Source organism: Sphingomonas gilva (assembly GCF_003515075.1).
Taxonomy (GTDB): Bacteria; Pseudomonadota; Alphaproteobacteria; order Sphingomonadales; family Sphingomonadaceae; genus Sphingomonas; species Sphingomonas gilva.
This window is the reverse complement of record NZ_QWLV01000008.1, coordinates 96,342-116,817: the sequence shown is the minus strand read 5'-3', so window position 1 is coordinate 116,817 and position 20,476 is coordinate 96,342. Positions and strand designations below refer to the sequence as shown.

Sequence of the window (20,476 nt, the reverse complement as noted above, 5' to 3'; positions counted from 1 at the left end):
CAATGACCGATACCCAATCGATCCGCCAAGCGCTGATTGCGTGGAACGGCGCCGAGGTGCTCGATGAATTCGAGCCGCTGGACTATGTATGCCATCCTCTCGAAACCCGGGAGATCGGTCCGGTCCGCATCCTGAGGTCGGGCTTGCTGGCGCGGCGCGGCATGCTCGTTCCGGGCTCGATCCATGCATATGCGCACCGGCAGCGGGAGGCGCGGTTGCGCGCTATCGCCGGAACCATCTTGCGATCAGCGAGGCGATTGCCTGGAGGGCGGACCTATACCATCGCCCATTCGGACTGGTCGCGCGGCTTCTTCCACTGGATTACCGAAGCAGTACCGCGGATGATCCGCGCACGGGCGGCTGACCCGGATTGCGTGCTGTTGCTGCCGCATTTCCCGAAGATTTCCGACGTGCAGCGCGAAACCGTGGCGGCAATGAATTTCCCGGTGATCGAACCCTTGCCCGCGGGCGGGACCTTCATTGTCGATCGCTTGCGCTTCGTCACTGTTCCGCCGCGCAAGGGCGAGTTCGATCCGGCCGATCTTGCCGCGATACGGGATCATCTGCGGACGCGGTTCGGCGTTTCCACACCCGCCAGAAGACGCATCTATGTCACCCGCCGCGACGCCTTTGCCCGCAAGGTCGCCAATGAGGATGCGCTGGTCGCCTTGCTGTCGCGGCGCGGATTCGAAACCGTGTCGGCCGAAACGCTGCCCTTTGCCGAACAGGTCCGTCTGTTCGGTTCAGCGGAAGCGCTCGTATCGATCCATGGGGCGGGTTTGACCAACATGCTGTGGATGCCGTCTGGAGGCGCCGTGCTGGAATTCGCCAAGCGGCGCTTTCCGCATGATTTCGCCCCCGTGCGCCGGAGCAACCTGCTCAATCCCAGCTATGCGCGCATGGCGCCTCTTGTCGGGCACCGTTATGCCGCGATCATCTGCGATCCCGTCGATCCCCAAGCGACGGCGCGGGTCGCCGATCTGGTGGTCGATATCGATGCGACGCGGCAAGCGCTGGACCGGCTGGCGCTATGAATGAAGCCCCCGCCTGTCGTATCGCCATTCTGCTGCCGGACATGCGAGGCGGTGGAGTCGAGCGGGTTCGCACCGAATTGGCGGCCGAGTTCCTGGCGAGAGGCTGCGCGGTCGATTTCGTGCTCATGCAACGGCGCGGCGAGCTGCTCGACAAGATTTCGCCTGGTGCGCGCACGATCGATCTGGACGCGCGCCGGCTGACCGGGGCGATCAGGCCGCTTGCTGCCTATCTGCGGCGGGAACGTCCCACGGCGCTGCTCGCCGCGATGTGGCCGCTCACCTCGATCGCGATTCTGGCCAATTGCTTGGCCGGACGTCCCTCGCGCATGGTCGTGAGCGATCACAATACCCTGTCCAGCGCTTATGCTGGAAGGGGGCCCATACATCGCGCGATGTTGCGGGGCAGCCTGGCCGCGACCTATCCCTTGGCGGACGGCCGGATCGCGGTCTCGCAGGGGGTGGCGGACGATTTGGCCGATCTTTCGGGAATGAGGGCGGATCGCTTCGCCGTCGTCCATAATCCCCTGGTGTTCGGGGACGACGACGGGGGCGAAGCCGTTTCCTGGCCACGGGGAGAGGGCGCCCGGATCCTTTCGGTAGGGCGTCTGAAATCCCAAAAGAACCACAGGTTGCTGATCGATGCCTTCGCCATCGCCCGCCGTCGGCGGCCGATGCAGTTGATGATCCTCGGAGAGGGGGATCAGCGGCCGGCATTGGAGGAACATGTACGCAGCTTGGGGATCGAGAAGCAGGTGGCGCTGCCCGGCTTCTTCGCTCGGCCGCATTCGGCATATCGGGAGGCGGACATGTTCGTGCTGAGCTCGGACTATGAAGGTTTTGGCAACGTGCTGGTCGAAGCACTGTCATTCGGTCTGCGTGTGGTCAGCACCGATTGCCCCAGCGGCCCGGCCGACATCCTGGGCCACGGAAAGTTCGGACGGTTGGCGCCGTGCGGCGATCCAGACGCGTTGGCCGACGCGATGCTCGCGCAACTCGACGCGCCGCATGATCCCGATCGGCAGCGCGCGCGATCGGCCCAGTTTACCACCACAGCGGCGGCGGATGCCTATCTGCGCCTGCTGATGCCCGCCGGCAACGCGCCGGTGCACGGTCGGTCACGGGCACCGGCAATCAGCGGGGAAGACATCTGATGAAAGGCATAATCCTTGCCGGCGGCAGCGGCACGCGGCTGTATCCGGCGACGTTGGCGGTGTCGAAGCAGATGCTGCCGATCTTCGACAAGCCGATGATCTATTACCCGCTGTCGGTGCTGATGCTCGCCGGCATCCGCGAGGTGCTGATCATCTCCACGCCGCGCGATCTGCCGCAGTTCCGGGCCCTGCTGGGCGACGGTTCGGCCTTCGGCATCACGCTCAGCTATGCCGAGCAGGCGGCGCCCAACGGGTTGGCCGAGGCCTTCCTGATCGGCGCGGACTTCCTGGCCGGCAGCCCGGCGGCGCTGATCCTGGGCGACAATATCTTTCACGGCCCCGGGCTGGCGGAGAAGTGCCGGGCGGCCGCCGCGCGCGCATCGGGCGCGACGGTCTTCGCCTATCAGGTCGATGACCCGCAGCGCTACGGCGTGGTGAGCTTCGACCCCGCTTCGGGCAGGGCCGAGACGATCGAGGAAAAGCCCGAGCGGCCGCGGTCCGACTGGGCGGTGACCGGGCTCTATTTCTATGACGGCGACGTGGTGGAGATCGCCCGCGCGGTGCGGCCCTCGGCGCGGGGCGAGCTCGAGATCACCGACGTCAACCGCGCCTATCTCGAGCGCGGCGACCTGAGCGTCGAGCGGCTGGGGCGCGGCTATGCCTGGCTGGACACCGGCACGCATGACAGCCTGCACGAGGCGTCGTCCTTCGTCCGCACGATCGAGCATCGCCAGTCGCTCAAGATCGCGTGCCTGGAGGAGATCGGCTTCGAGTGCGGCTATCTCGACCAGGCCGCGCTCCGCGCGCGCGCGGACGCGCTCGGCAAGACCGGCTATGCCGATTATCTGCGCCGCGTGGCGGAGCGCGGGCGGTGATCGTCCGCGATCTCGCCATCCCCGGCGTCAAGGAGATCGTGCCCGCGCGGCACGGCGATGCGCGCGGATTCTTCTCCGAGACATGGAACCGCGTGGTCCTGGCGGGATCGGGCGTCGATCTCGATTTCGTGCAGGACAATCACAGCATGTCCGCGGCGCGCGGCGTGCTGCGCGGGCTGCATTTCCAGGTGCCGCCCTTCGCGCAGGACAAGCTGGTGCGCGTGGTGCGCGGTTCGATCTACGATGTCGCGGTGGACATCCGCGAAGGCTCGCCAAGCTTCGGCCAATGGGTCGGGCTGGTCGTTTCGGCCGAGGCGTGGAACCAGATACTGGTGCCCAAGGGGTTCGCCCACGGCTTCGTCACGCTCGAGCCCGATTGCGAGGTGATCTACAAGGTCACCGCGCCCTATTCGCCCGAGCACGACCGCGGCATTGCGCATGACGATCCCGCGCTCGCGATCGACTGGCCGGTCGCCGCGTCGGAGCGGACATTGTCCGACAAGGATCGCGCCGCGCCGCGATTGGCCGCGATCGAATCCCCCTTCAGCTATGGGGCGGCAGTATGACGAAACGCGTGATGGTCACCGGCGGGGCCGGATTCATCGGCTCGGCGGTGTGCCGGCACCTGGTGGCGCGGGGCGGCTACCGCGTCGTCAATGTCGATGCGCTCACCTATGCGGGCAATCTCGCCTCGCTGGACGGGATTGCGGGCGACCCCGCCTATCGCTTCGTTCGCGCCGACATCCGCGACGGCGACGCGATGCGCTCGATCCTGGCGGAGGAAGCGATCGACACGATCATGCACCTCGCCGCCGAAAGCCATGTCGACCGTTCGATCGACGGCCCCGCGGCGTTCGTCGACACCAATGTCGTCGGCACGGTGACGCTGCTGGGCGCGGCGCTCGATCACTGGCGCGCATTGCCGGAGGGCGAGGCGCGATCCGGCTTCCGCTTCCACCACATCTCCACCGACGAGGTGTTCGGCGACCTGCCGTTCGATTCGGGCGTGTTCACCGAGGAGACGCCCTACCGCCCGTCATCTCCCTATTCCGCATCGAAGGCGGCGTCGGACCATTTCGTGCGGGCATGGCAGGAAACCTATGGCCTGCCGGTGGTGCTCTCCAACTGCTCGAACAATTACGGGCCGTTCCATTTTCCGGAAAAGCTGATCCCGCTCGTCATCCTGAACGCGCTGGAGGGGCGGCCGCTGCCGGTCTATGGCCGCGGCGTCAACGTGCGCGACTGGCTGTTCGTCGAGGATCACGCCGCGGCGCTGGAACTGGTCGCGACGCGTGGGCGGGTCGGCGAAAGCTACAATATCGGCGGCCGTGAGGAGCGCACCAACCTGCAGGTGGTCGAGGCGATCTGCGATGCGCTCGACGCGCGCATGCCGCTGGCGATCGGCGCGCCCCGCCGGTCGCTGATCACCTTCGTGGCGGATCGTCCGGGGCATGATCGCCGCTATGCGATCGATCCGGCCAAGGCGGAGCAAGAGCTCGGCTGGCGGCCGGCGCACAGCTTCGAGAGCGGGCTTGCCGCGACGATCGACTGGTATCTCGCCAATGAAGCCTGGTGGCGGCCGATCCGCGAGGGCAATTATGCGGGCGACCGGCTGGGCGCCGGCTGATGCACGTCCTGGTGACCGGGCGCGAAGGGCAGGTGGCGCGGGCGCTCGCCGAACGCGCCGCCGATCGAGCGGACCTGCGCCTGACCTTCGCCGCGCGGCCGGCGTTCGATCTGCAGAGCGACGAATCGGTTCGCAGAGCCGTGCGGGCGGCGACGCCCGACGTGGTGATCGGCGCGGCCGCCTATACCGCGGTCGATGCGGCGGAGGATGATCGGGAAGCGGCGTTCCGCTGCAACGGCCATGCGCCTGGCGTGCTCGCCGCGGCGGCGGCCGAGGCCGGTGCGCGCATCGTCCACCTGTCCACCGACTATGTGTTCGACGGCCGCGCCGCCGGCTTCTACCGCGAAGACGCGCCGACCGCGCCGATCGGCGTCTATGGAGCGAGCAAGCTGGCGGGGGAGGAGGCGGTGCGCGCCGCCGCGCCGGACCACGTCGTCCTGCGCACCGCCTGGGTTCACAGCCCGTTCGGCCACAATTTCGTCCGCACCATGCTGCGCCTTGCGGGCGATCGCGATGTGCTGCGCGTGGTGGCCGACCAGGCCGGGTCGCCGACCTCGGCCTTCACAATCGCGGACGGGCTGCTGGCGCTGATCGATCGCTGGCGCGCCGGCGACGATATCGCGATCGGTCGGACGCTGAACCTCGCCGGCTCGGGCGAGGCCAGCTGGGCGGACTTCGCGCGCGAGATCATGAGGCTCAGCGCCGAGCGGGGCGGTCCGTCCGCCACGATCGAGCCGATCGCGACCGCCGACTACCCGACGCGCGCGGCGCGCCCGGCCAACAGCCGGCTCGACAGCGGTGCATTCATTCGCCTGACGGGCTATCGTCCGCCGGACTGGCGGGAGGCGCTGCGTCCGATTGTACGGCGCCTGGTGAGATGAACAGCCGGCTCCAGCGCGCGCAGACGACGATCAGAAGCGGTAGCGCGAGGGTGTGGAGGGCATCGACCAAGCTGTGGTCCCAGTAGAGGCGCTGATCGTCAAGCCAGTTGCCGTAAAGATCGATCGCCTCGTTGACGCCTTCCAGCAACGTCACCAACGCCAGGGCTCGTCCGTCACCAACCGGCCGCCTGAGCAGGGCGGCAAGCGCCAGCAAACCGATTACGCCGGCATAGACATGGAGGAAGTTCTTATCCAGGCCAATGGCTTCGGACAGCCAGGTTTTGGCGTCGATCCACCAGATCATCAAAAATCGTAGCCGAAGAGTTCGATATCGCGAGAATAAAGGCGCGCGACGATGCCGCGCATCCGTTCGTCATATTCTTCACGATATGGACGATGCGCCGATTTGCGGCGGTGCTCGAGCTGAATGGAGAGACCGAGGCGGTCCGCCACAGCGGCAAGGTCCTGATCGAGTCGTTCGAAACGGCCCACGAAATCTATATAGGGTTCGCCATGTGGCTCCAGCGTCAGCCAGCGATGCTGCGGCATGAAGTGCATGTAGGACATCAACTGCCGCGCCTGGGCGTCGTCCCGGCCGATCGCGGTGACGAACTGTTCGAAGGTGCGAAGATCGGCCATATTGGCTTCGACCCAACTCGCATCCGAACCGCCCAAACCGATGCGGCTGCGCAGGTAGCTATAGGCGGACAACAGCCTGTCCCAGGGATTTCGGACGAAGCAGAATTTGAAATAGTCCGCGCAACGCTTGCGGTCATAGGCCGCATAGCGGACCAGCGGAATATTGCGTTGCCGGCCGCCGCCGAGCGCCGCGGTCATGCTCGATCCTGCCGTCTTCGGCACATGGATGAAGATCATCCGCAACCGATCGTTCACCGGCTCATAGGGATTGCGCGCGGGGGCGAGCGTTCGCAACAGGGCGCCGCGTATTCCCGGCGGCACATGCTCTTCCAATGCTCGCATCCGCACCCATAGTTTCGAGGATCGGATGGCTTCGCTCGGCATTTCGCTGGTTCCGTTTCGGCGGCACCGCCCCTATGGCGATGGCGCTCCCTTACGGTTCCCGGTGGTCCATGAACATCCTCTATATAAGCTATAATGGGCTGACGGACTTTATCGGCCAAGCTCAGGTGCTGCCCTATCTGGTCGAATCCGCGCGCGCGGGCATGCGCATCACCGTGATCAGCTTCGAGAGCGACGATCGAAGAGCCAAGCTTGGGGACGCGGTTGCCGCGACCATGGCGCGCCACGGCATGACCTGGATGCCGCAGCGTTTCCGAACGAGGCCGCCGCTGCTGGCGAAGGCGCTCGACCATCGCACCATGCACGCGGCGGCCCGCGATGCCATGCGCAGCGGGCGTTTCGACATGGTCCATTGCCGTAGCTATCCGGCCGCGATGGTTGGACTGGAGCTCAAGCGCCGCACCGGCGTTCCGCTGCTGTTCGACATGCGCGGTTTCTGGCCTGATTCGCGGCGCGACGGCGGGCGCTGGCCTGCCGGCCACCTGATATATGGCCCGCTTTTCCAGCGTTGGAAGCGAAACGAGGCGCGCCTGCTGGAGGCGTCGGATCACATCGTTTCGCTTACCAAGGCGGCACGCCGGGAGCTGACCACGTGGCAGGGCTATGACGGCGCGCCGGTTTCGATCATTCCGTGCTGCAACGATTTCGAGCTGTTCAGGCCAAGCCCCGCCGATCAGCGCCGAGAGGTACGCGAACGCCTGAATATCCCTGCCGGCGCACCTGTATTGCTCTATCTCGGTTCGCTCGGCTCGATCTACATGTTGGGCGACAAGCTGCGCCTGTTCGAACGGATAAGGCAAAGACATGGCGATGCTATATTGCTGTTCGTGGGACGGTACGGAATCGACGATATCGTGAAGGAAGCGCGCCGCTGCGGCGTGGAGCCGCCGGTCGAGGCGATTCGCGCGACCCAAGCGGAGCGTACCGGCGTGCCGCCGTTGATCGCAGCGGCGGATGCGGGCCTATGCTTCTACGTTCCCGCCATATCGAGCCTGGCGGTATCGCCGACCAAAATGGGCGAGTATCTGGCCTGCGGCGTCCCCACCTACGCCAATGCGATCGTTGGCGACACGCAGGAGATATTGGCGGAAGTGGCCGGCGGCCATAGCCTTCCCGATTTGAGCGATGACAGCCTGGATGCGGCCGCCAATGCATTTGAGCGCCTGATCGCGCGCGATCCCATGGCACTCCGAGCACGTGCGCGACCCATTCTCGACCTGCCGGTCGCAGCTCGCACATATCAACAGATCTATGATGACCCAGGGACGGCGCATGATGCCTTCTGAACGCGCGGTCGCGATCTTCGACGTGTGTGGAACGCTGTATGACGCAAACACCACCGCCGGTTTCGTCACCTATGTGGCGGAACGGAGCGAGCGGCGCTTCGCGGCCCTATCGACGGCGGCCACGCTCAGCCGTCTTTCTCCACTGCGTTACGGCCTTCGGGTGGTGGGCCTGGTGCTCCGGCGCGATTTAGGTCGTGCCGTATTGCTTCATACTCTGCGAGGCCTGCCGGAGAGCCGGCTGGACATGTGGGCGAGGGAATATGTCGCAGAGAGACTCTCGCTCGTTCAGATCGCCGAGACGCATGCGTGCCTACGGGCAGCGCAGCAGCAAGGTGACCGCGTCGTGCTGGTGTCGAACAGTATCGATCCGGTGGTCCGCGCTATCGCTGCGAGGTTGAACACGGATTATGTCAGTTCGCGGCTGGAGATCGTCGACGGCAGGGCGACGGGGCGCTTGGCGCAAGATCTCACGGGTATCAAGCACGAGTTGGTGGAACATGTTCGCCAAGGCTGTGCAGGGCGCTTGACGGTTATCAGCGACAACGCCTCCGACGCACAACTGCTCGCTTTGGCTGATCGGCCGGTGATCGTGCGCCATCGCGGCAAGCGCCATCCCGCCCATGCGGGAATCGAAGCGGAGTTCATCCATGTCGATCGTTAGGAAGCTCATCCACTTCGTCCCGTTCGGCTATCTCTGGCAGACGCGCCTCGGGGGCTTTCGGGATTTCGTCTTCAACGCGCTGTCGGCCTGGATTCCAGGCTGGTTTCTGCTCGTTATGCTGGGAGGCTACGAACCCTTTGCGGCGATCGGGCTCTACGCGATCGGCTATGTCAGTTTCGTCGCCTTCTACGAGGTCGGCTATCTCGCCAACGACACCGCCGGCACGCGCCATGACGAGACGCCGCGCCGGAGGCTGAAGGTGTCTTTCGGGGCCATCGACTTTGTCGTCTTCCTCATCATCCGGGCGACGGCATGGGCGGGGATCGGCTGGCTTATGGGGTGGACGGACGACTGGCTCTGGTGGACCTTCTATACGGCGTTGGGCGTGGTGACCGTCTATCACAACGTGGTCGCCAACTCGGCCTACAAGGCGGTGTCGTTCATCCAGATGTCGCTGATGCGCTTCGTTGGACCTGTATTGTTTCTTCTCCCGGCGTCGACCCTGCCGCTTCTGCTGGCGCTGGCGCTGATCGCCTTCACCTATCACCGCTTCGTCACCTATCTCGCGTCGAAAGGACGGCTCGACATGCCCGAGCGCAAGGCTCGCTGGTACTATGTGCGGGTCAGCGCCACGCTGCTGCCCATCGCGTCGGTGATTGCGGTCGCGACCGAGAGCTTTGTACCCGTGGCGTTGATGGCCTATCTCGTCGCCATCCATCTCTTAAACGGCTTGGCGAACGCCGCGCGTACCGGTCAGGCTGACGGACTGCCCACCGCTAGAGGGTAGAAGCGGTACGGTACCCATTCATCGCTATGTCCGGCGAAGTTCAGCCACACGAACTGGATCGCGGCGGAGTATAGCAGCACTGCGGCAACCATCGGCCGATTATCCTGGAGATTGCGGCCGAAGACCAGCGGCAACCACGACAGGACGAACAACTGGATCGGGATCACATAAAGCGCGAGCCGATCGATCACCGTGGTCGAGCCGACCAGAAACAGTGCCGGTACGCAGGCGAGCGCCGCGAACGCCATGTTGCGCCACAGCTTGTATTCGTCTTCATGGGCGAGGGGGAAGCGTCGACCGAAGAGGATGAACAGCGCAGCAGGTATCGCGTTCATCGTGATGCGGATCATCGCGCCTGTGGAATCGTAGCTGCGCTCCACATAGTTCGTGACGAGCGAATCCACCGCATCATCGAGAAAGACATAATAGAGCACCACCGCGAGCAATCCGAAGGCGGCGATGCTCAAGCCGCGATTGTTGGCGCGCGACAGGGCGATTATCGGCACGATGATGACGGCGGTGCGGTGGAACAGCACAGCAAGCAGGAGCAGCGCCGCGACTGTCAGGAAGCGATTTGAACGGAGCGCCGCGAACGCCGCCATGATGAAGCCGATCGCGACAGCCTGGCGGGTATAGCCCATTGCGACGACGATAACGAGATAGGGTATCGCAACGAGGACGGCGAGGGATGGAGAGGGCAATGTACGAGCAAAGCGCCACAAGCCCCAACAAAAAATGGCCGCGCTGGCGAGATTGACCAACCATATGCCCGCCCCCAACGCATTCGCGATATAATTGAGCAGCTGGTAGCCGGGATCCTTCTTCTCGAGCATCTCGAAAAAGTCGAGATAGCGCATCTGGAACAGATAGCCCTGATAGGAGCCCCAGTCGCCGCCGACATCATAGCGCAGCCCGACCAACAGGGCGACGGCGATGACGATCACGCTGAGATGCGCTGCGCGGCCGCGCAGCGCCACGGGTAGGGAAATGTCGCGCAGCGAAAGCAATGCTGCAAATGCGAAAATCGTCCAGTAGGGAATCATCGAACCCGTCTATGGTCAGGCCGTGAAAGGCGTCAATCGCATGTCTCTTGTTCCCCAGCCGGTCGTCGCGATTTGCATCAACTCGGCGTGGAATGTGGCCAACTTTCGCGCCGGCGTGGTTCGCGCGCTGGTTGCCGCAGGATATCGCGTGGTGGCGATGGCGCCGCCGGACCATCCCGCTGCCGCGCTTCGGGAAATCGGATGCGAACTGGTGCCCGTACCAATGGAGCGCGGGAGCCTGTCGCCAATCCACGACATCCGGCTGTTGGTCAAATTTCGCCGTGTCCTGAAGGCGCTTCGCCCGGTGGCGGTGCTCGGTTATACGATCAAACCCAACGTCTACGGTGGTTTGGCGGCGCAGTCGCTGGGCATTCCAGTGATCAACAATATCGCTGGTTTGGGAACGATGTTCCTGCGCGGGCGCATGGCGGCGGCCGTGGCGGGAACCCTGTACAAATTGGCGCTCGCCCGCAGCCATACGATATTTTTCCAGAATCCCGACGATCTCGAGATGTTCGTCGCGCGGCGTCTGGTCAGCCCGACCAAGGCGGCGCTTCTGCCCGGATCGGGCATCGACCTTGATCGCTTCCGCGTTGCCCCGTTGCCCGCGCAAGACGGCGCCGCGCCCGTCTTTCTGCTCGTCGCGCGCTTGCTGCGCGACAAGGGCGTCGTGGAGTTCGCGGATGCGGCGCGCATGCTTCGCCAATCCGGCGTGCAGGCCCGGTTCGTGGTGGTTGGCGATCATGATCCGGAAAACGCCGCATCAATCCCGCTTGAAATGCTCAGGGCCTGGATGGCGGAAGGCGTGGTCGAATATCGCGGACCGGTCGCCGACGTGCGAGAGGCTATCGCCGAGGCCGATATCGTCGTTCTCCCTTCCTACCGGGAAGGGCTGCCAAGAACGCTGCTCGAGGGCGCGGCGATGGGGCGGCCCCTGGTTGCAACGGATGTTCCGGGCTGTCGGGAGGTGGTCGATGACGGCGTGAACGGATTTCTTTGTCGCGCGCGGGATGCCATCGCGCTGCGCGACGCGCTCATGGAAATGTTGTCCGCCGGCGCAGGCGGCCGATCCCGAATGGCAAGCGCCTCGCGTGAGCGCGTGGAGCGTCTGTTCGACGAACGGTTCGTCGTGGAAGCCTATATGCGCGCCGTAGCCAAGGCTTCTGCATTGAAAAGCTGAATTGAAGTCTCTGGCGCGTCGGTCTAGCGGGCATGACGGCTAACCGAGGTTGAATTGGGGTAAATATCACGGTGAACAATATGGCCCGAGACATTCCCGGCGCCGTCAGCCGGAGGTCCGTGCTCGGTTCGGCGCGGTTCCAGCTCGCCGTGGGCTGGATCGTCGCGGCCTTGTTGCCGGCGCTCGTGCGGTTCGGATTCGATCCGGGATCCTTTGCGCGCGACGCTCCCGCCAAGCTGAGCATCGTCGGCGCGATGATCGGCATCACGATCGGCATTTATCTTGCGCGCCGGATGGGCTCATTCCCCGGCGCGCAATCGCTGACATATGTGATCCCCGCCTTCCTGCTTTCATTCGGTGGAGTGGCGTTCGCCTTCTTCGTGCTGCGCCTGCCCTACAGCCGCGGTCTGATCGCGGCGTGCTTCATCCTGTCGGTTCTCACCTTTTTCTGGATCGGCGTGCTGCTTCTCCGTCGGCAGCGGGTGCATCTTTACATGGTGCCCGGCGGGCGCGTCGAACACGTCAAGGCCATCAGCGGCGTGGATTGCGTACCTATGGCGGAGCCTGTGGTGCCGCTGGACCGCCACTCGGCGATCGTGGCCGACCTTCACCATGATCTCGATCCTGCGTGGGAGCGCATGCTCGCGGTCGCCGCGCTGTCCGGCCGCCCGGTCTATCATTTCAAGCAGATCAGCGAATCGCTGACCGGGCGCGTGCAGATCGAGCATCTATCGGAGAACAGCTTTGGGTCGCTGGTGCCCAATCTCGCCTATCACAAGCTGAAGCGGCTGGCGGATGTCGCGCTCTGCCTCGTGCTGCTGCCGATCCTGGCGCTGCCGATGGCGCTGGTGGCGCTGGCCATACGCCTCGATTCGCCCGGACCGATCTTTTTCCGGCAGGAACGGACGGGCTATGGCGGCGTCCTGTTTCGCGTGGTGAAGTTCCGGACGATGGTGAACGGTGGGGAGGTGGCGTCCCGCGATGCCGCCATCACGCGCGACAACGACGCCCGGATCACCAAGCTCGGGCGGTTTCTCCGCAAATCCCGGATCGACGAACTGCCCCAGCTGTTCAATGTCCTGCGCGGGGAGATGAGCTGGATAGGCCCGCGGCCCGAGGCTGTGCCGCTGTCGCGCTGGTACGAAGCGGAACTGCCGTTCTACGTCTACCGCCACATCGTGCGTCCGGGGATCACCGGCTGGGCACAGGTCAACCAGGGGCATGTCGCAGAGCTGGCGGACGTGGACGTGAAGCTGCAATATGATTTCTACTATATCAAAAACTTCTCCGCCTGGCTCGACTTGCTTATCGCCCTGCGGACGGTTAAAATCATCCTTAGCGGATTTGGCGCGCGATGACTGAATCAGGAATCGCGAGTGAGGTCCGTCATTTTGTGTTTGCTCTGGAACCACGATCGAAACCAATCGTTCACGGGTTTGGATGCAATGCACAAAAAAATCGGCTTGGGCGTTGGCAGTGGGGGCGATGTCTGATATCTGCGAGGTTCAGAGTGAGGAGTAGGGTTATGTTTGCACGATTGTCGACGGTGGTGGCGGGTGTTGCGATGGTCGCGATGCCGATTGCCGCTACGGCCACGACGGCGTCCTCGGCCATGACGGTCTCAAGCGTTTCCGGCGGAGCGTTTGTTTCACGGAATGGTGTGATCGCCCCGCTTCGTGTTGGCGACGGCCTTCGTGTTGGCGACAAGGTGATGACCCGCGCGGGTTCCTCCGTTGGTCTTTCGTCGTCCGAGTGTGCGCGGACCTTCGGTTCCTCCTCGATGGTTACGCTGACCGGCACGAGCTGCGCCGCACTGGCGCCGAGCGCTGACCTCAGCCAGGTTGGCGCGGGCGATGACGGTGACGGCAGTGGCGCCGGGGCCGGCAGCTATGTCGTCGCGTTTCTCGCGGCTGTTGCCGTCGGCCTGGGCATCTGGGCGGCTGTCGATGGCGAGACTGATGACGCGCCCGTGAGTGCGTGATCAACCTCCTCTGAGGTGCTGAATTGAAAAGGGGAGCCTCGAGCTCCCCTTTTTTATTCTGGACTATGTTCATAACAGGCAACTCCGCCTCAACGGCTTGCCCTTGAGCGAGGGATCGGCATCCATCGCGTTCCTGTTCTGCGGAGCGATAGGCCAGCGCGGTGGTTGGCCAGCCTGCGGATTCGCGACTATGCTTCGCCGCTGTCGGCCGACCGGTAGGCGCTTACGATTGGACGGCAGAGAAGCGCGATGAGCAGGCCGCTGATGCCGGCGATGGCCGAGGTCCGCAACGGATAATCGACCATGCTGTGAAGCAGCACCACGACAATGGCCAAGGCGGCGCCGCGCGCCAGCTGGCCCTCACCGCCGGTCGTCCGCAACGCGTCGAGGGAGCGGCGGCCGAACCACCAGGCGGCGGCAAGCAGAAGGATCGCGCCCGCCAATCCGGTTTCGAGAACGAGCTCCAGGATGTCGTTATGGGCGTGATTGACATATGTCCGGGAGAATTCCGTCGCCGGCTGGAAGGCGGGATAGACGTCGACGAACGTTCCCAGGCCGGATCCGAGCAGGCCGAAATGGCCTATGGCGTTGAGCGTGTTGCGATAGAAATCCAGCCGCGTTCCCGGCATTGCGCCGATCTCGGCATTCACTGCCAACTGCTGCATGGCATAGAGGCCGGCGCCGAGCATTGCCACGCACAGGACCAGCGATCCGGCGATCAGGGACGAACGCGATCCGCCGACGCGCTCGCGCCCGGTCAGGAGAATGATCGCCGAGCCCACGCCGGCGACCACGACCAGGCCCAAAGCGGCCAGCGACTGGGTCGCGACAGCGCACAGCGCCATCAGCGCCGTTGCCGCGTACAACCAGAGCGTCACGGCGTTGGATGGTCTCCACCATGGCTTGCTGCCGTCGGATGGGGGGATGCTGGCGGCAATCAGCGGAAGCGTCATGACGAGCAATGTCGCCTGATGATTGGCGTTGGCGAAGAAACCGACGGAACGGCCGTAATTGGTCGTTTCGTAGAAATAGAGAGCCTGGGCGGCGCCGGTGATCTGCAACAGGCCGACAATGCTCGACAGGGCGACGCACGCGATCAGGACGAGCAGGGCAAGCCGCCGTTCGGGCTGATCCAGGCGAAGGCCGAGCGACAGCATGGCCAAGGGAGGAATGAAGCCCAGGAGCGAGGCTATCGTGCGATCGACCGAGAGCGAGATCGGCATGGCCGGCTGACCGGCGCCCAAGGCGGTCAGGCTGTCGGCGATCATCCCGCGGCCGGCGAATCCTGTCCAGATGCTCCACGGAAGCGGCACCAGCTGCACCAGCGCTATCGCGACAGCCGCCAGACCGAGCAGCAGACCGATACGCGCTTCACCGGGCAGCGCGGACCGGCGCGGCAGAACCAGCGCGGACACGATGATCAGCAGCCCGCCGAACTGGAGCAGCGCATTGGCGATCGCGCCGCCCGCGCTCGAACCGCCAAGGACAAGGCAGGCGACCAGATATATCATGGTCGTCCATAGCCAGCCCGATCGCAGCAGATCCGCGGTGAGGCCCATCCGGCGAAGCCCTTGCGGCTGTCCGCGCCGGCCGGAATGGCGTCGTCGAGATCTGGCTATCACAGCTGTTCCACGGTGACTGAGTTGATCGTTGCCCGTCGAGCGGCGGGCGTGGTGGAGCGTGCCGTATCGAGCGTCAGCACCTGCGCGGCGCAATCCTGCTGCGGCACCTCGAACTGCGCGGAGTGGTTTTGCGGCGTGTTCGAAAGCCCGCCCAGCGAAAGCCTGGCGAGCGACGTCGGCCGGCCTCGCTGCGACGGACGGTGGCAGACCAACTGCCAGGCCAGCCCGCCGTCGCCGATGCCCGTGCCGCTGCTGGCAATGGTCTGCAACCGATACCGTCCGGGCGGTAGAAGCATGACCTGAAGAGCCAACTGCGCATTGCGATCGTCGTAGAATTCAACCTGCAGCACGCCGCCGCCATTGTTGTCCGGCTTGATCACCGCCCGGTCGACGCGGCCGGGGCTCAGTGACCAGTTGAACGGCGGTGGGCCGGGCTTGCCGTCGAATTCGCTGTCGTAAACTGGTTGGGTTCGGCTCACCTCGCTCGCCGGCAGCAGATTGACGAAGGCGAGCAGCGCGGTGTCGTAGTCCCCCTGGTTGATGAGCCGCCATAGGAACCGCGACTGCTCGGCCAGCCTTTGCTTGACGGGATCGCGCAGCGATGCCTGGTTGACCAGCGCGAAGACCAGGCCCGGCGCGTCGTTGGCGAAGCGGCCCTCCCTGACGATGTATGAACGCCAGCTGGGATTATTGGCGATCGACCGGCGAAGCGCAGCTTCGCCCGCGGGCGTCGACGCGATCGCCGGAAGGAGCGGCGCCAGCTGCGGCGTGAGCTGCGGTGAGAGCCGCATCGCCGCCTCGGCTTCAACGATCGCCTTTTCCGGCTGCTTGCGCCGGAGGAGCTCTCCCATCAGGTTCAGCCGCACGATCTCGTCTCGCGGATCGATGGCTTTCGCGATCAGCAGCTTTCGGAATGCGTCGGCTCTGTTGTTCGTCGAGAGATCGCGCTGGGCGGAGAGCCTGAGCGGCGATCCCTCGAGCGGCGCATGGCGTGCGGCGGCGGCCAGGCGGGCGCGGAAGGCGTCCTGTTGCTCGGGCGTTATCGACGCGCCGTCGGGCACCAGGGCGAGCGCGTTGGGCGACACCCGGGCGAGCCAGTGCGATCCCGACGCCGGAGCCGTCTGGATCACGACATTGCGGAAGATCAGCCAGCCGACTGCGAACAGGATCACCAGGGCCGCAAGGAGCCGTGACCCGAGCGAGAGCCGCACGGACGGTGCTGCCACTCTCATGCGTCCGTATAGGTCCCTATGCGGATGGTTCGTGCGGTGGTTTCGGAGCTCGGCCGCCCGCTCTCATGGCCGTATCCGTAGCCATATCCATAGCCGTATCCGTAGCCGTAGCCATATCCATAGCCCGAATAACGCGCCTTGTAGCGCGTCAGCACAAGGCCGGCCAGCTTGGCGTTGGTGCCGCGCAATCGACGCAAGGCGTTGATGATCGCGGAGCGCCGGTTTCCTCCGGCTTCGCAGACGAATACGGTCGCCTCGCATTGCGCCGCGAGCAGGGGGGTGTCGGCCAGGCCGAGGACCGGCGGAGAATCGATCACCACGACGTCATAAAGAGCCGAAAAACGCGAAATCAGCTCACCAAGCCGCGGCGTGCCCAGCAGTTCGGCCGGCGCCGGAGGTATCCGGCCGCTCGACACCAGCCACATATTGTCGATGTTGGGACGCTGGATCGCCGCGGCGAGGTCATCGTTGCCCGCCAGCAGATCGGAGAAACCCGGAGCGCTCGCGTCGAGCGGCGAGAAGGACGGGTTGCGCAGATCGGCATCGATGAGAAGGGTGCGCAGCCCGAGCCGCGCCAGGTTCATCGCCAGTGCGAGACTGGTCGACGTCTTGCCCTCACCCGGACGCGAGCTGGTGATCAGCAGCGTCTTGGGCACGCCGTGCGGGGACGAATATTGAAGCGCGGTGCGCAAGGACGAATAGGCCTCGGTCACCTCGGACCGGGTATCGGTCAGCGCGTCGCCGAATTTCACGCCCTTGGCCGCCTCGGGGATGATGCCTAGCAGGGGAACGCCGAGCTTGTGCTCGACGTCGTCGGGGGTCACGATCTTGTCGCTGACCAGTTCGATTGCGAAGGCGGCGCCGACGCCGACGGCGATGCCGGCGGCGAGCGCGATGAGCAGGTTCAAGAGCAGATTGGGCTTGAACGGCGACGTCGGAACGCTCGCCTTGTCGACGATCGAGATGAGATTATCGCCGACGCCGCCCGCCACGCCGACTTCCTTGTAGCGCTGCAACAACCCGTCATAGAGCGTGCGATTGGTGTCCACCTCGCGCTGCAGAATGTTATAGTCGATGCTGCGGTCACGCAGGTCGAGTTCCGAGGATTTGAGGCTCTGGACGCGTTCTCGAAGCTGTTGTTCACGCCCCAACGCGGCGCGGTAGGCGGCTTCGAGATCCTGGACGGATGCCGCAGACACGGTCCTCGTCGCGTTGCGAATGCTCTCTTCGACCGCTGAAATGCGCTCGCGCAATCGCACCATCGCCGGATAGTCGGGCTTATACGTTCCGAGCTTCTCCTGGTAATCCGCCTCCAGTTGCGCGCGCTGCGTGCGCAGGCCTTGCACGGTCGGGTCGCTGACGACGCGCTGGCTTGCCCGGCCGCTTGCCTGGCGAAACTCCTGTTCGGCGGCTATCCGATCCGCCTGCGCCTGCGCGAGCGACGAATTGAGCATGCCTAGCGAGGCATTGGTGAGCGACGTCCCGCCGCCCTCCTGGCCTGCGTTGACATTCACAATGCCTTCACGCTGCGCATAGGCGACCAACTGCCGTTCGGAGGCTTCCAGCCTTTCCTTCACCGTCTTGATGCGATTCTCGAGAAATCGACGCGCATAGGCGGTAGAGGCGAAGCGCCGTTCAAGATTGGATGCGACGAAGTTGTCGGTCAGCGTATTGGCGACCGTCGCCGCGATGCGCGGATCGGGGCTGACGAACGAAACATCCACCAGGCGGCTGCCTGCCTGCGGCTCTACCGAAAGATCGCTGCTAATCTGGCCGGGGGTGAGCGGCGCGAAGTCCTCGCCGGCGCTGCGGTTGACGGCTCGCGCCGTCCGTTCCGCCAGCGTGTCGCTGCGCATCAGCCCGAGCTGGGTTTCGAAGAAGCTCTCGCCCGCCACCTGCCCCTGCTGGACCGCACCCATTTCGACGATCTGGACCGGCGCCTCGGCGATCTCGATCGTCGTCGTCGCGCGGTAGAGCGGGGTGGTGAGCAACGTCACGATGATCGCGATCAGCACCGCGCTCAATGTGACGCCCAGGATCAGCAGGCGCCATTTGGCGAGTATGCGCAGGAGCCCGGCATAATCGATGTCGGCGCCCGCTCCACGATCTGGAACGGGGACCAGCGGCGTATTTGCCGGCACGGACAGCATCTGCGAACCGGGCTGGCTGGGCGTCAAATCGTTCATCAAAGCTCCAAACCCGCCAGCGGGGCCAGTGACGTTAGCGTGTCGGCAGGCCTGCGGCCAACGCCGAATCCTAGAAGAAGCGGAAGATCGACAACACGGGCAGCGATTGGAGAACGTCGCGGAACGCAGCCTTGGAGCGCGAGCCCGCAACCACAACGATATCGTTGCCGTAGATTTCCGGATCGGGGCTCAGCCCCTCGCGGATAGCGGTAAGATCGAACGCCGCCGCCGCCCGGCGCCCGTCGATGGTGCGGAACACAACGACGCGCTCGGGATTGGCGTCTTCCGATACGCCCTTCGCCATCGCGACCGCCTGCAGCAGCGTCAGGTTGCCCGCGACGGGATAGATCCCCGGCGCGTTGATCGACCCATCCACCGTGACCCGCTGGCTGCGCACCTCCTTGAGTGCGACGGTGACATCGGGGTTCTGGAAATATTTGGCGCCGAGCGATTTCTCGAGCGCGGCGGCGAGCTCGGTCGTCGTCAGATTCTGCGCGGTGACGCCGCCGACCAACGGCATGTCGATCTTCCCAAGCGCGTTGACCTCGAAGTCTCCGCTGACCTCGGGCACCTCGAACACCGTCACCTTGACGATATCCTGTGGCCCGATGCGATAGGCATCCTCGTCCACCATGGCGAATTGCGAGTCCGGCGCGGTGAAGGTCGATGGCGCATAGGCGATATCGGCGCGCTTGCCGCTATAGGAGCAGCCGCCGAGCGCAACCGCCGCAATAGCCATCGTAAACAGGCCGATACCGTCAGCTAGGGGGCGGGGCAGCATGGCGTGTCCTCAACAATTAACGCAAAATACTATGCCGGCATGGGAGCCGGCCGGGGCGGTCGTCTATATCGTGTCGGTCATGAGGCGACAAGCAGCGCGCCAATCAAGCCTGGTGGTAGCGACGATACCATTCGACGAACGCGGGCACGCCGATATCGATGCTGGTGGCAGGCTCAAAGCCCAGATCATTCTGGATGGCGGAGATGTCGGCGAACGTCGCCGGCACGTCGCCGGGCTGGATGGGCTGCAGATCGCGGATCGCGCGCTTGCCGCAGGCCGCCTCGATCAGGTCGATCATGTCGCCCAGGCGTTCGGAACGGTGATTGCCGATATTGTAGATGCGGTGAGGCGCGCGGCTGCCGCCCGCATGTTCCTGGCCGTCATCGGGCGGCGGATTGTCGACGCACGCGACCACGCCCGTCACGATATCGTCGATATAGGTGAAGTCCCGGTGCATATCGCCGAAATTGTACACCGCGATCGGCCGGTCTTCGAGGATCGCCTTGGTGAAGATCCACATCGCCATGTCGGGCCTGCCCCACGGCCCATAGACGGTGAAGAAGCGCAGACCGGTCAGCGGCAGGCGATAGAGATGGGCGTAGGTCTCGCTCATCAACTCGTCGGACTTCTTCGTCGCCGCATAGAGCGACAGCGGATGATCCACCCGGTCGTCGACCGAAAAGGGCATCTGCGTGTTGCCGCCATAGACCGACGAGGACGAGGCATAGACCATATGCGAGGAGCCGCGCTGGCGCGCGAGTTCGAGCAGGTTGAGATGGCCGACCAGGTTGGACTGCACATAGGCGCGGGGATTGTCGATCGAATAGCGGACGCCGGCCTGCGCGCCGAGATGGACGATCCTGTCGAAATCGGAGCCCGCCAGCGCCGAATCGAGCGCCGCGTGGTCGCTGAAATCGACCTGCTCGAAACGGAACCGATCGCCGCCGATGCGCCGCAGCTCGGCGAGCCGGTCGCGCTTCAAGGGTACGGAATAATAGTCGTTCAGATTGTCGACGCCGATCACGCGATCGCCACGATCCAGCAGGCGGCGCGAAAGGCTCATGCCGATGAAGCCGGCCGCGCCGGTGACGAGAATGGTGGATGCCAT

General features: G+C 64.7%; 20 protein-coding genes. 12 read left to right on the top strand and 8 right to left on the bottom strand.

Going from position 1 to position 20,476, the window contains the following annotated elements; translation table 11 throughout:
* The first annotated feature begins 2 nt into the window (after positions 1-2).
* From D1610_RS17445 to rfbD, 6 genes are read left to right on the top strand one after another with little or no spacing between them, the layout of a single operon-like run.
* Positions 3-1,034 carry a glycosyltransferase family 61 protein gene (locus tag D1610_RS17445; RefSeq protein WP_118864977.1) on the top strand — a complete coding sequence of 344 codons (1,032 nt, stop codon included), beginning with the start codon at positions 3-5 and terminating at the stop codon, positions 1,032-1,034.
* A complete protein-coding gene (locus D1610_RS14830) occupies positions 1,031-2,185 on the top strand; it encodes a glycosyltransferase (protein ID WP_118864976.1) in 1,155 nt (384 codons plus the stop codon). Before D1610_RS17445 ends, D1610_RS14830 begins: the two co-directional genes overlap by 4 nt.
* A complete protein-coding gene (rfbA, locus tag D1610_RS14825; RefSeq protein WP_118864975.1) occupies positions 2,185-3,060 on the top strand; it encodes a glucose-1-phosphate thymidylyltransferase RfbA in 876 nt (291 codons plus the stop codon). The genes D1610_RS14830 and rfbA overlap by 1 nt, the downstream gene beginning before the upstream one ends.
* The gene (gene rfbC / locus D1610_RS14820; protein ID WP_118864974.1) at positions 3,057-3,626 is read left to right on the top strand and encodes a dTDP-4-dehydrorhamnose 3,5-epimerase; all 570 of its coding nucleotides are present in this window, start codon (positions 3,057-3,059) and stop codon (positions 3,624-3,626) included. Before rfbA ends, rfbC begins: the two co-directional genes overlap by 4 nt.
* On the top strand, positions 3,623-4,687 hold the full coding sequence (rfbB, locus tag D1610_RS14815) for a dTDP-glucose 4,6-dehydratase (RefSeq protein ID WP_222927025.1): 1,065 nt from the start codon (positions 3,623-3,625) through the stop codon (positions 4,685-4,687). The genes rfbC and rfbB overlap by 4 nt, the downstream gene beginning before the upstream one ends.
* The gene (gene rfbD / locus D1610_RS14810) at positions 4,687-5,568 is read left to right on the top strand and encodes a dTDP-4-dehydrorhamnose reductase (protein ID WP_118864973.1); all 882 of its coding nucleotides are present in this window, start codon (positions 4,687-4,689) and stop codon (positions 5,566-5,568) included. Before rfbB ends, rfbD begins: the two co-directional genes overlap by 1 nt.
* Here rfbD and D1610_RS14805 read toward each other — a convergent pair.
* Together D1610_RS14805 and D1610_RS14800 are read right to left on the bottom strand one after the other, a co-directional pair.
* Entirely contained in the window at positions 5,492-5,872 is a 381-nt protein-coding gene (locus D1610_RS14805) for a hypothetical protein (protein ID WP_118864972.1), read from the bottom strand. The two genes, rfbD and D1610_RS14805, sit on opposite strands and share 77 nt — an antisense overlap.
* Positions 5,872-6,549: a sulfotransferase family protein gene (locus tag D1610_RS14800; RefSeq protein WP_281268985.1), complete on the bottom strand. Its 678-nt coding sequence runs from the start codon at positions 6,547-6,549 to the stop codon at positions 5,872-5,874. Before D1610_RS14800 ends, D1610_RS14805 begins: the two co-directional genes overlap by 1 nt.
* A gap of 110 nt (positions 6,550-6,659) precedes the next feature.
* Between D1610_RS14800 and D1610_RS14795 the strand changes: the two genes are divergently transcribed.
* From D1610_RS14795 to D1610_RS14785, 3 genes are read left to right on the top strand one after another with little or no spacing between them, the layout of a single operon-like run.
* Positions 6,660-7,895, top strand: coding sequence for a glycosyltransferase (locus D1610_RS14795; RefSeq protein WP_182466852.1), 1,236 nt, complete (start codon positions 6,660-6,662; stop codon positions 7,893-7,895).
* Positions 7,882-8,556 carry an HAD family hydrolase gene (locus tag D1610_RS14790; RefSeq protein WP_222927023.1) on the top strand — a complete coding sequence of 225 codons (675 nt, stop codon included), beginning with the start codon at positions 7,882-7,884 and terminating at the stop codon, positions 8,554-8,556. The genes D1610_RS14795 and D1610_RS14790 overlap by 14 nt, the downstream gene beginning before the upstream one ends.
* Positions 8,543-9,343 carry a hypothetical protein gene (locus D1610_RS14785; protein ID WP_118864968.1) on the top strand — a complete coding sequence of 267 codons (801 nt, stop codon included), beginning with the start codon at positions 8,543-8,545 and terminating at the stop codon, positions 9,341-9,343. The genes D1610_RS14790 and D1610_RS14785 overlap by 14 nt, the downstream gene beginning before the upstream one ends.
* Here the strand turns inward: D1610_RS14785 and D1610_RS14780 are convergent.
* Entirely contained in the window at positions 9,310-10,386 is a 1,077-nt protein-coding gene (locus D1610_RS14780) for an EpsG family protein (RefSeq protein WP_118864967.1), read from the bottom strand. The genes D1610_RS14785 and D1610_RS14780 overlap by 34 nt on opposite strands.
* A 40-nt stretch (positions 10,387-10,426) precedes the next feature.
* Between D1610_RS14780 and D1610_RS14775 the strand changes: the two genes are divergently transcribed.
* The 3 genes from D1610_RS14775 (at position 10,427) to D1610_RS14765 (ending at position 13,547) form a co-directional block, all read left to right on the top strand.
* A complete protein-coding gene (locus D1610_RS14775; protein WP_118865019.1) occupies positions 10,427-11,566 on the top strand; it encodes a glycosyltransferase family 4 protein in 1,140 nt (379 codons plus the stop codon).
* A gap of 80 nt (positions 11,567-11,646) precedes the next feature.
* Positions 11,647-12,924 (top strand): sugar transferase, encoded by a 1,278-nt coding sequence (locus tag D1610_RS14770; protein WP_118864966.1) that lies wholly within the window; start codon positions 11,647-11,649, stop codon positions 12,922-12,924.
* A gap of 167 nt (positions 12,925-13,091) precedes the next feature.
* On the top strand, positions 13,092-13,547 hold the full coding sequence (locus tag D1610_RS14765; protein WP_147414351.1) for a hypothetical protein: 456 nt from the start codon (positions 13,092-13,094) through the stop codon (positions 13,545-13,547).
* Positions 13,548-13,735: 188 nt separating this feature from the next.
* Here D1610_RS14765 and D1610_RS14760 read toward each other — a convergent pair whose 3' ends face one another.
* The 5 genes from D1610_RS14760 to D1610_RS14740 all read right to left on the bottom strand — a co-directional run bounded on the left by D1610_RS14760 (position 13,736) and on the right by D1610_RS14740 (position 20,476).
* Complete coding sequence (locus D1610_RS14760) at positions 13,736-15,106, bottom strand: O-antigen ligase family protein (protein WP_118864964.1); 1,371 nt, start codon at positions 15,104-15,106, stop codon at positions 13,736-13,738.
* Between the two features lie 59 nt (positions 15,107-15,165).
* Positions 15,166-16,395, bottom strand: a complete 1,230-nt coding sequence (locus D1610_RS14755; protein WP_222927022.1) for a tetratricopeptide repeat protein — start codon at positions 16,393-16,395, stop codon at positions 15,166-15,168.
* Between the two features lie 2 nt (positions 16,396-16,397).
* Positions 16,398-18,587: a GumC family protein gene (locus tag D1610_RS14750; RefSeq protein ID WP_118864962.1), complete on the bottom strand. Its 2,190-nt coding sequence runs from the start codon at positions 18,585-18,587 to the stop codon at positions 16,398-16,400.
* Between the two features lie 70 nt (positions 18,588-18,657).
* Positions 18,658-19,326 (bottom strand): polysaccharide biosynthesis/export family protein, encoded by a 669-nt coding sequence (locus tag D1610_RS14745; protein ID WP_182466850.1) that lies wholly within the window; start codon positions 19,324-19,326, stop codon positions 18,658-18,660.
* Between the two features lie 145 nt (positions 19,327-19,471).
* On the bottom strand, positions 19,472-20,476 hold the full coding sequence (locus D1610_RS14740; RefSeq protein ID WP_118864960.1) for a GDP-mannose 4,6-dehydratase: 1,005 nt from the start codon (positions 20,474-20,476) through the stop codon (positions 19,472-19,474).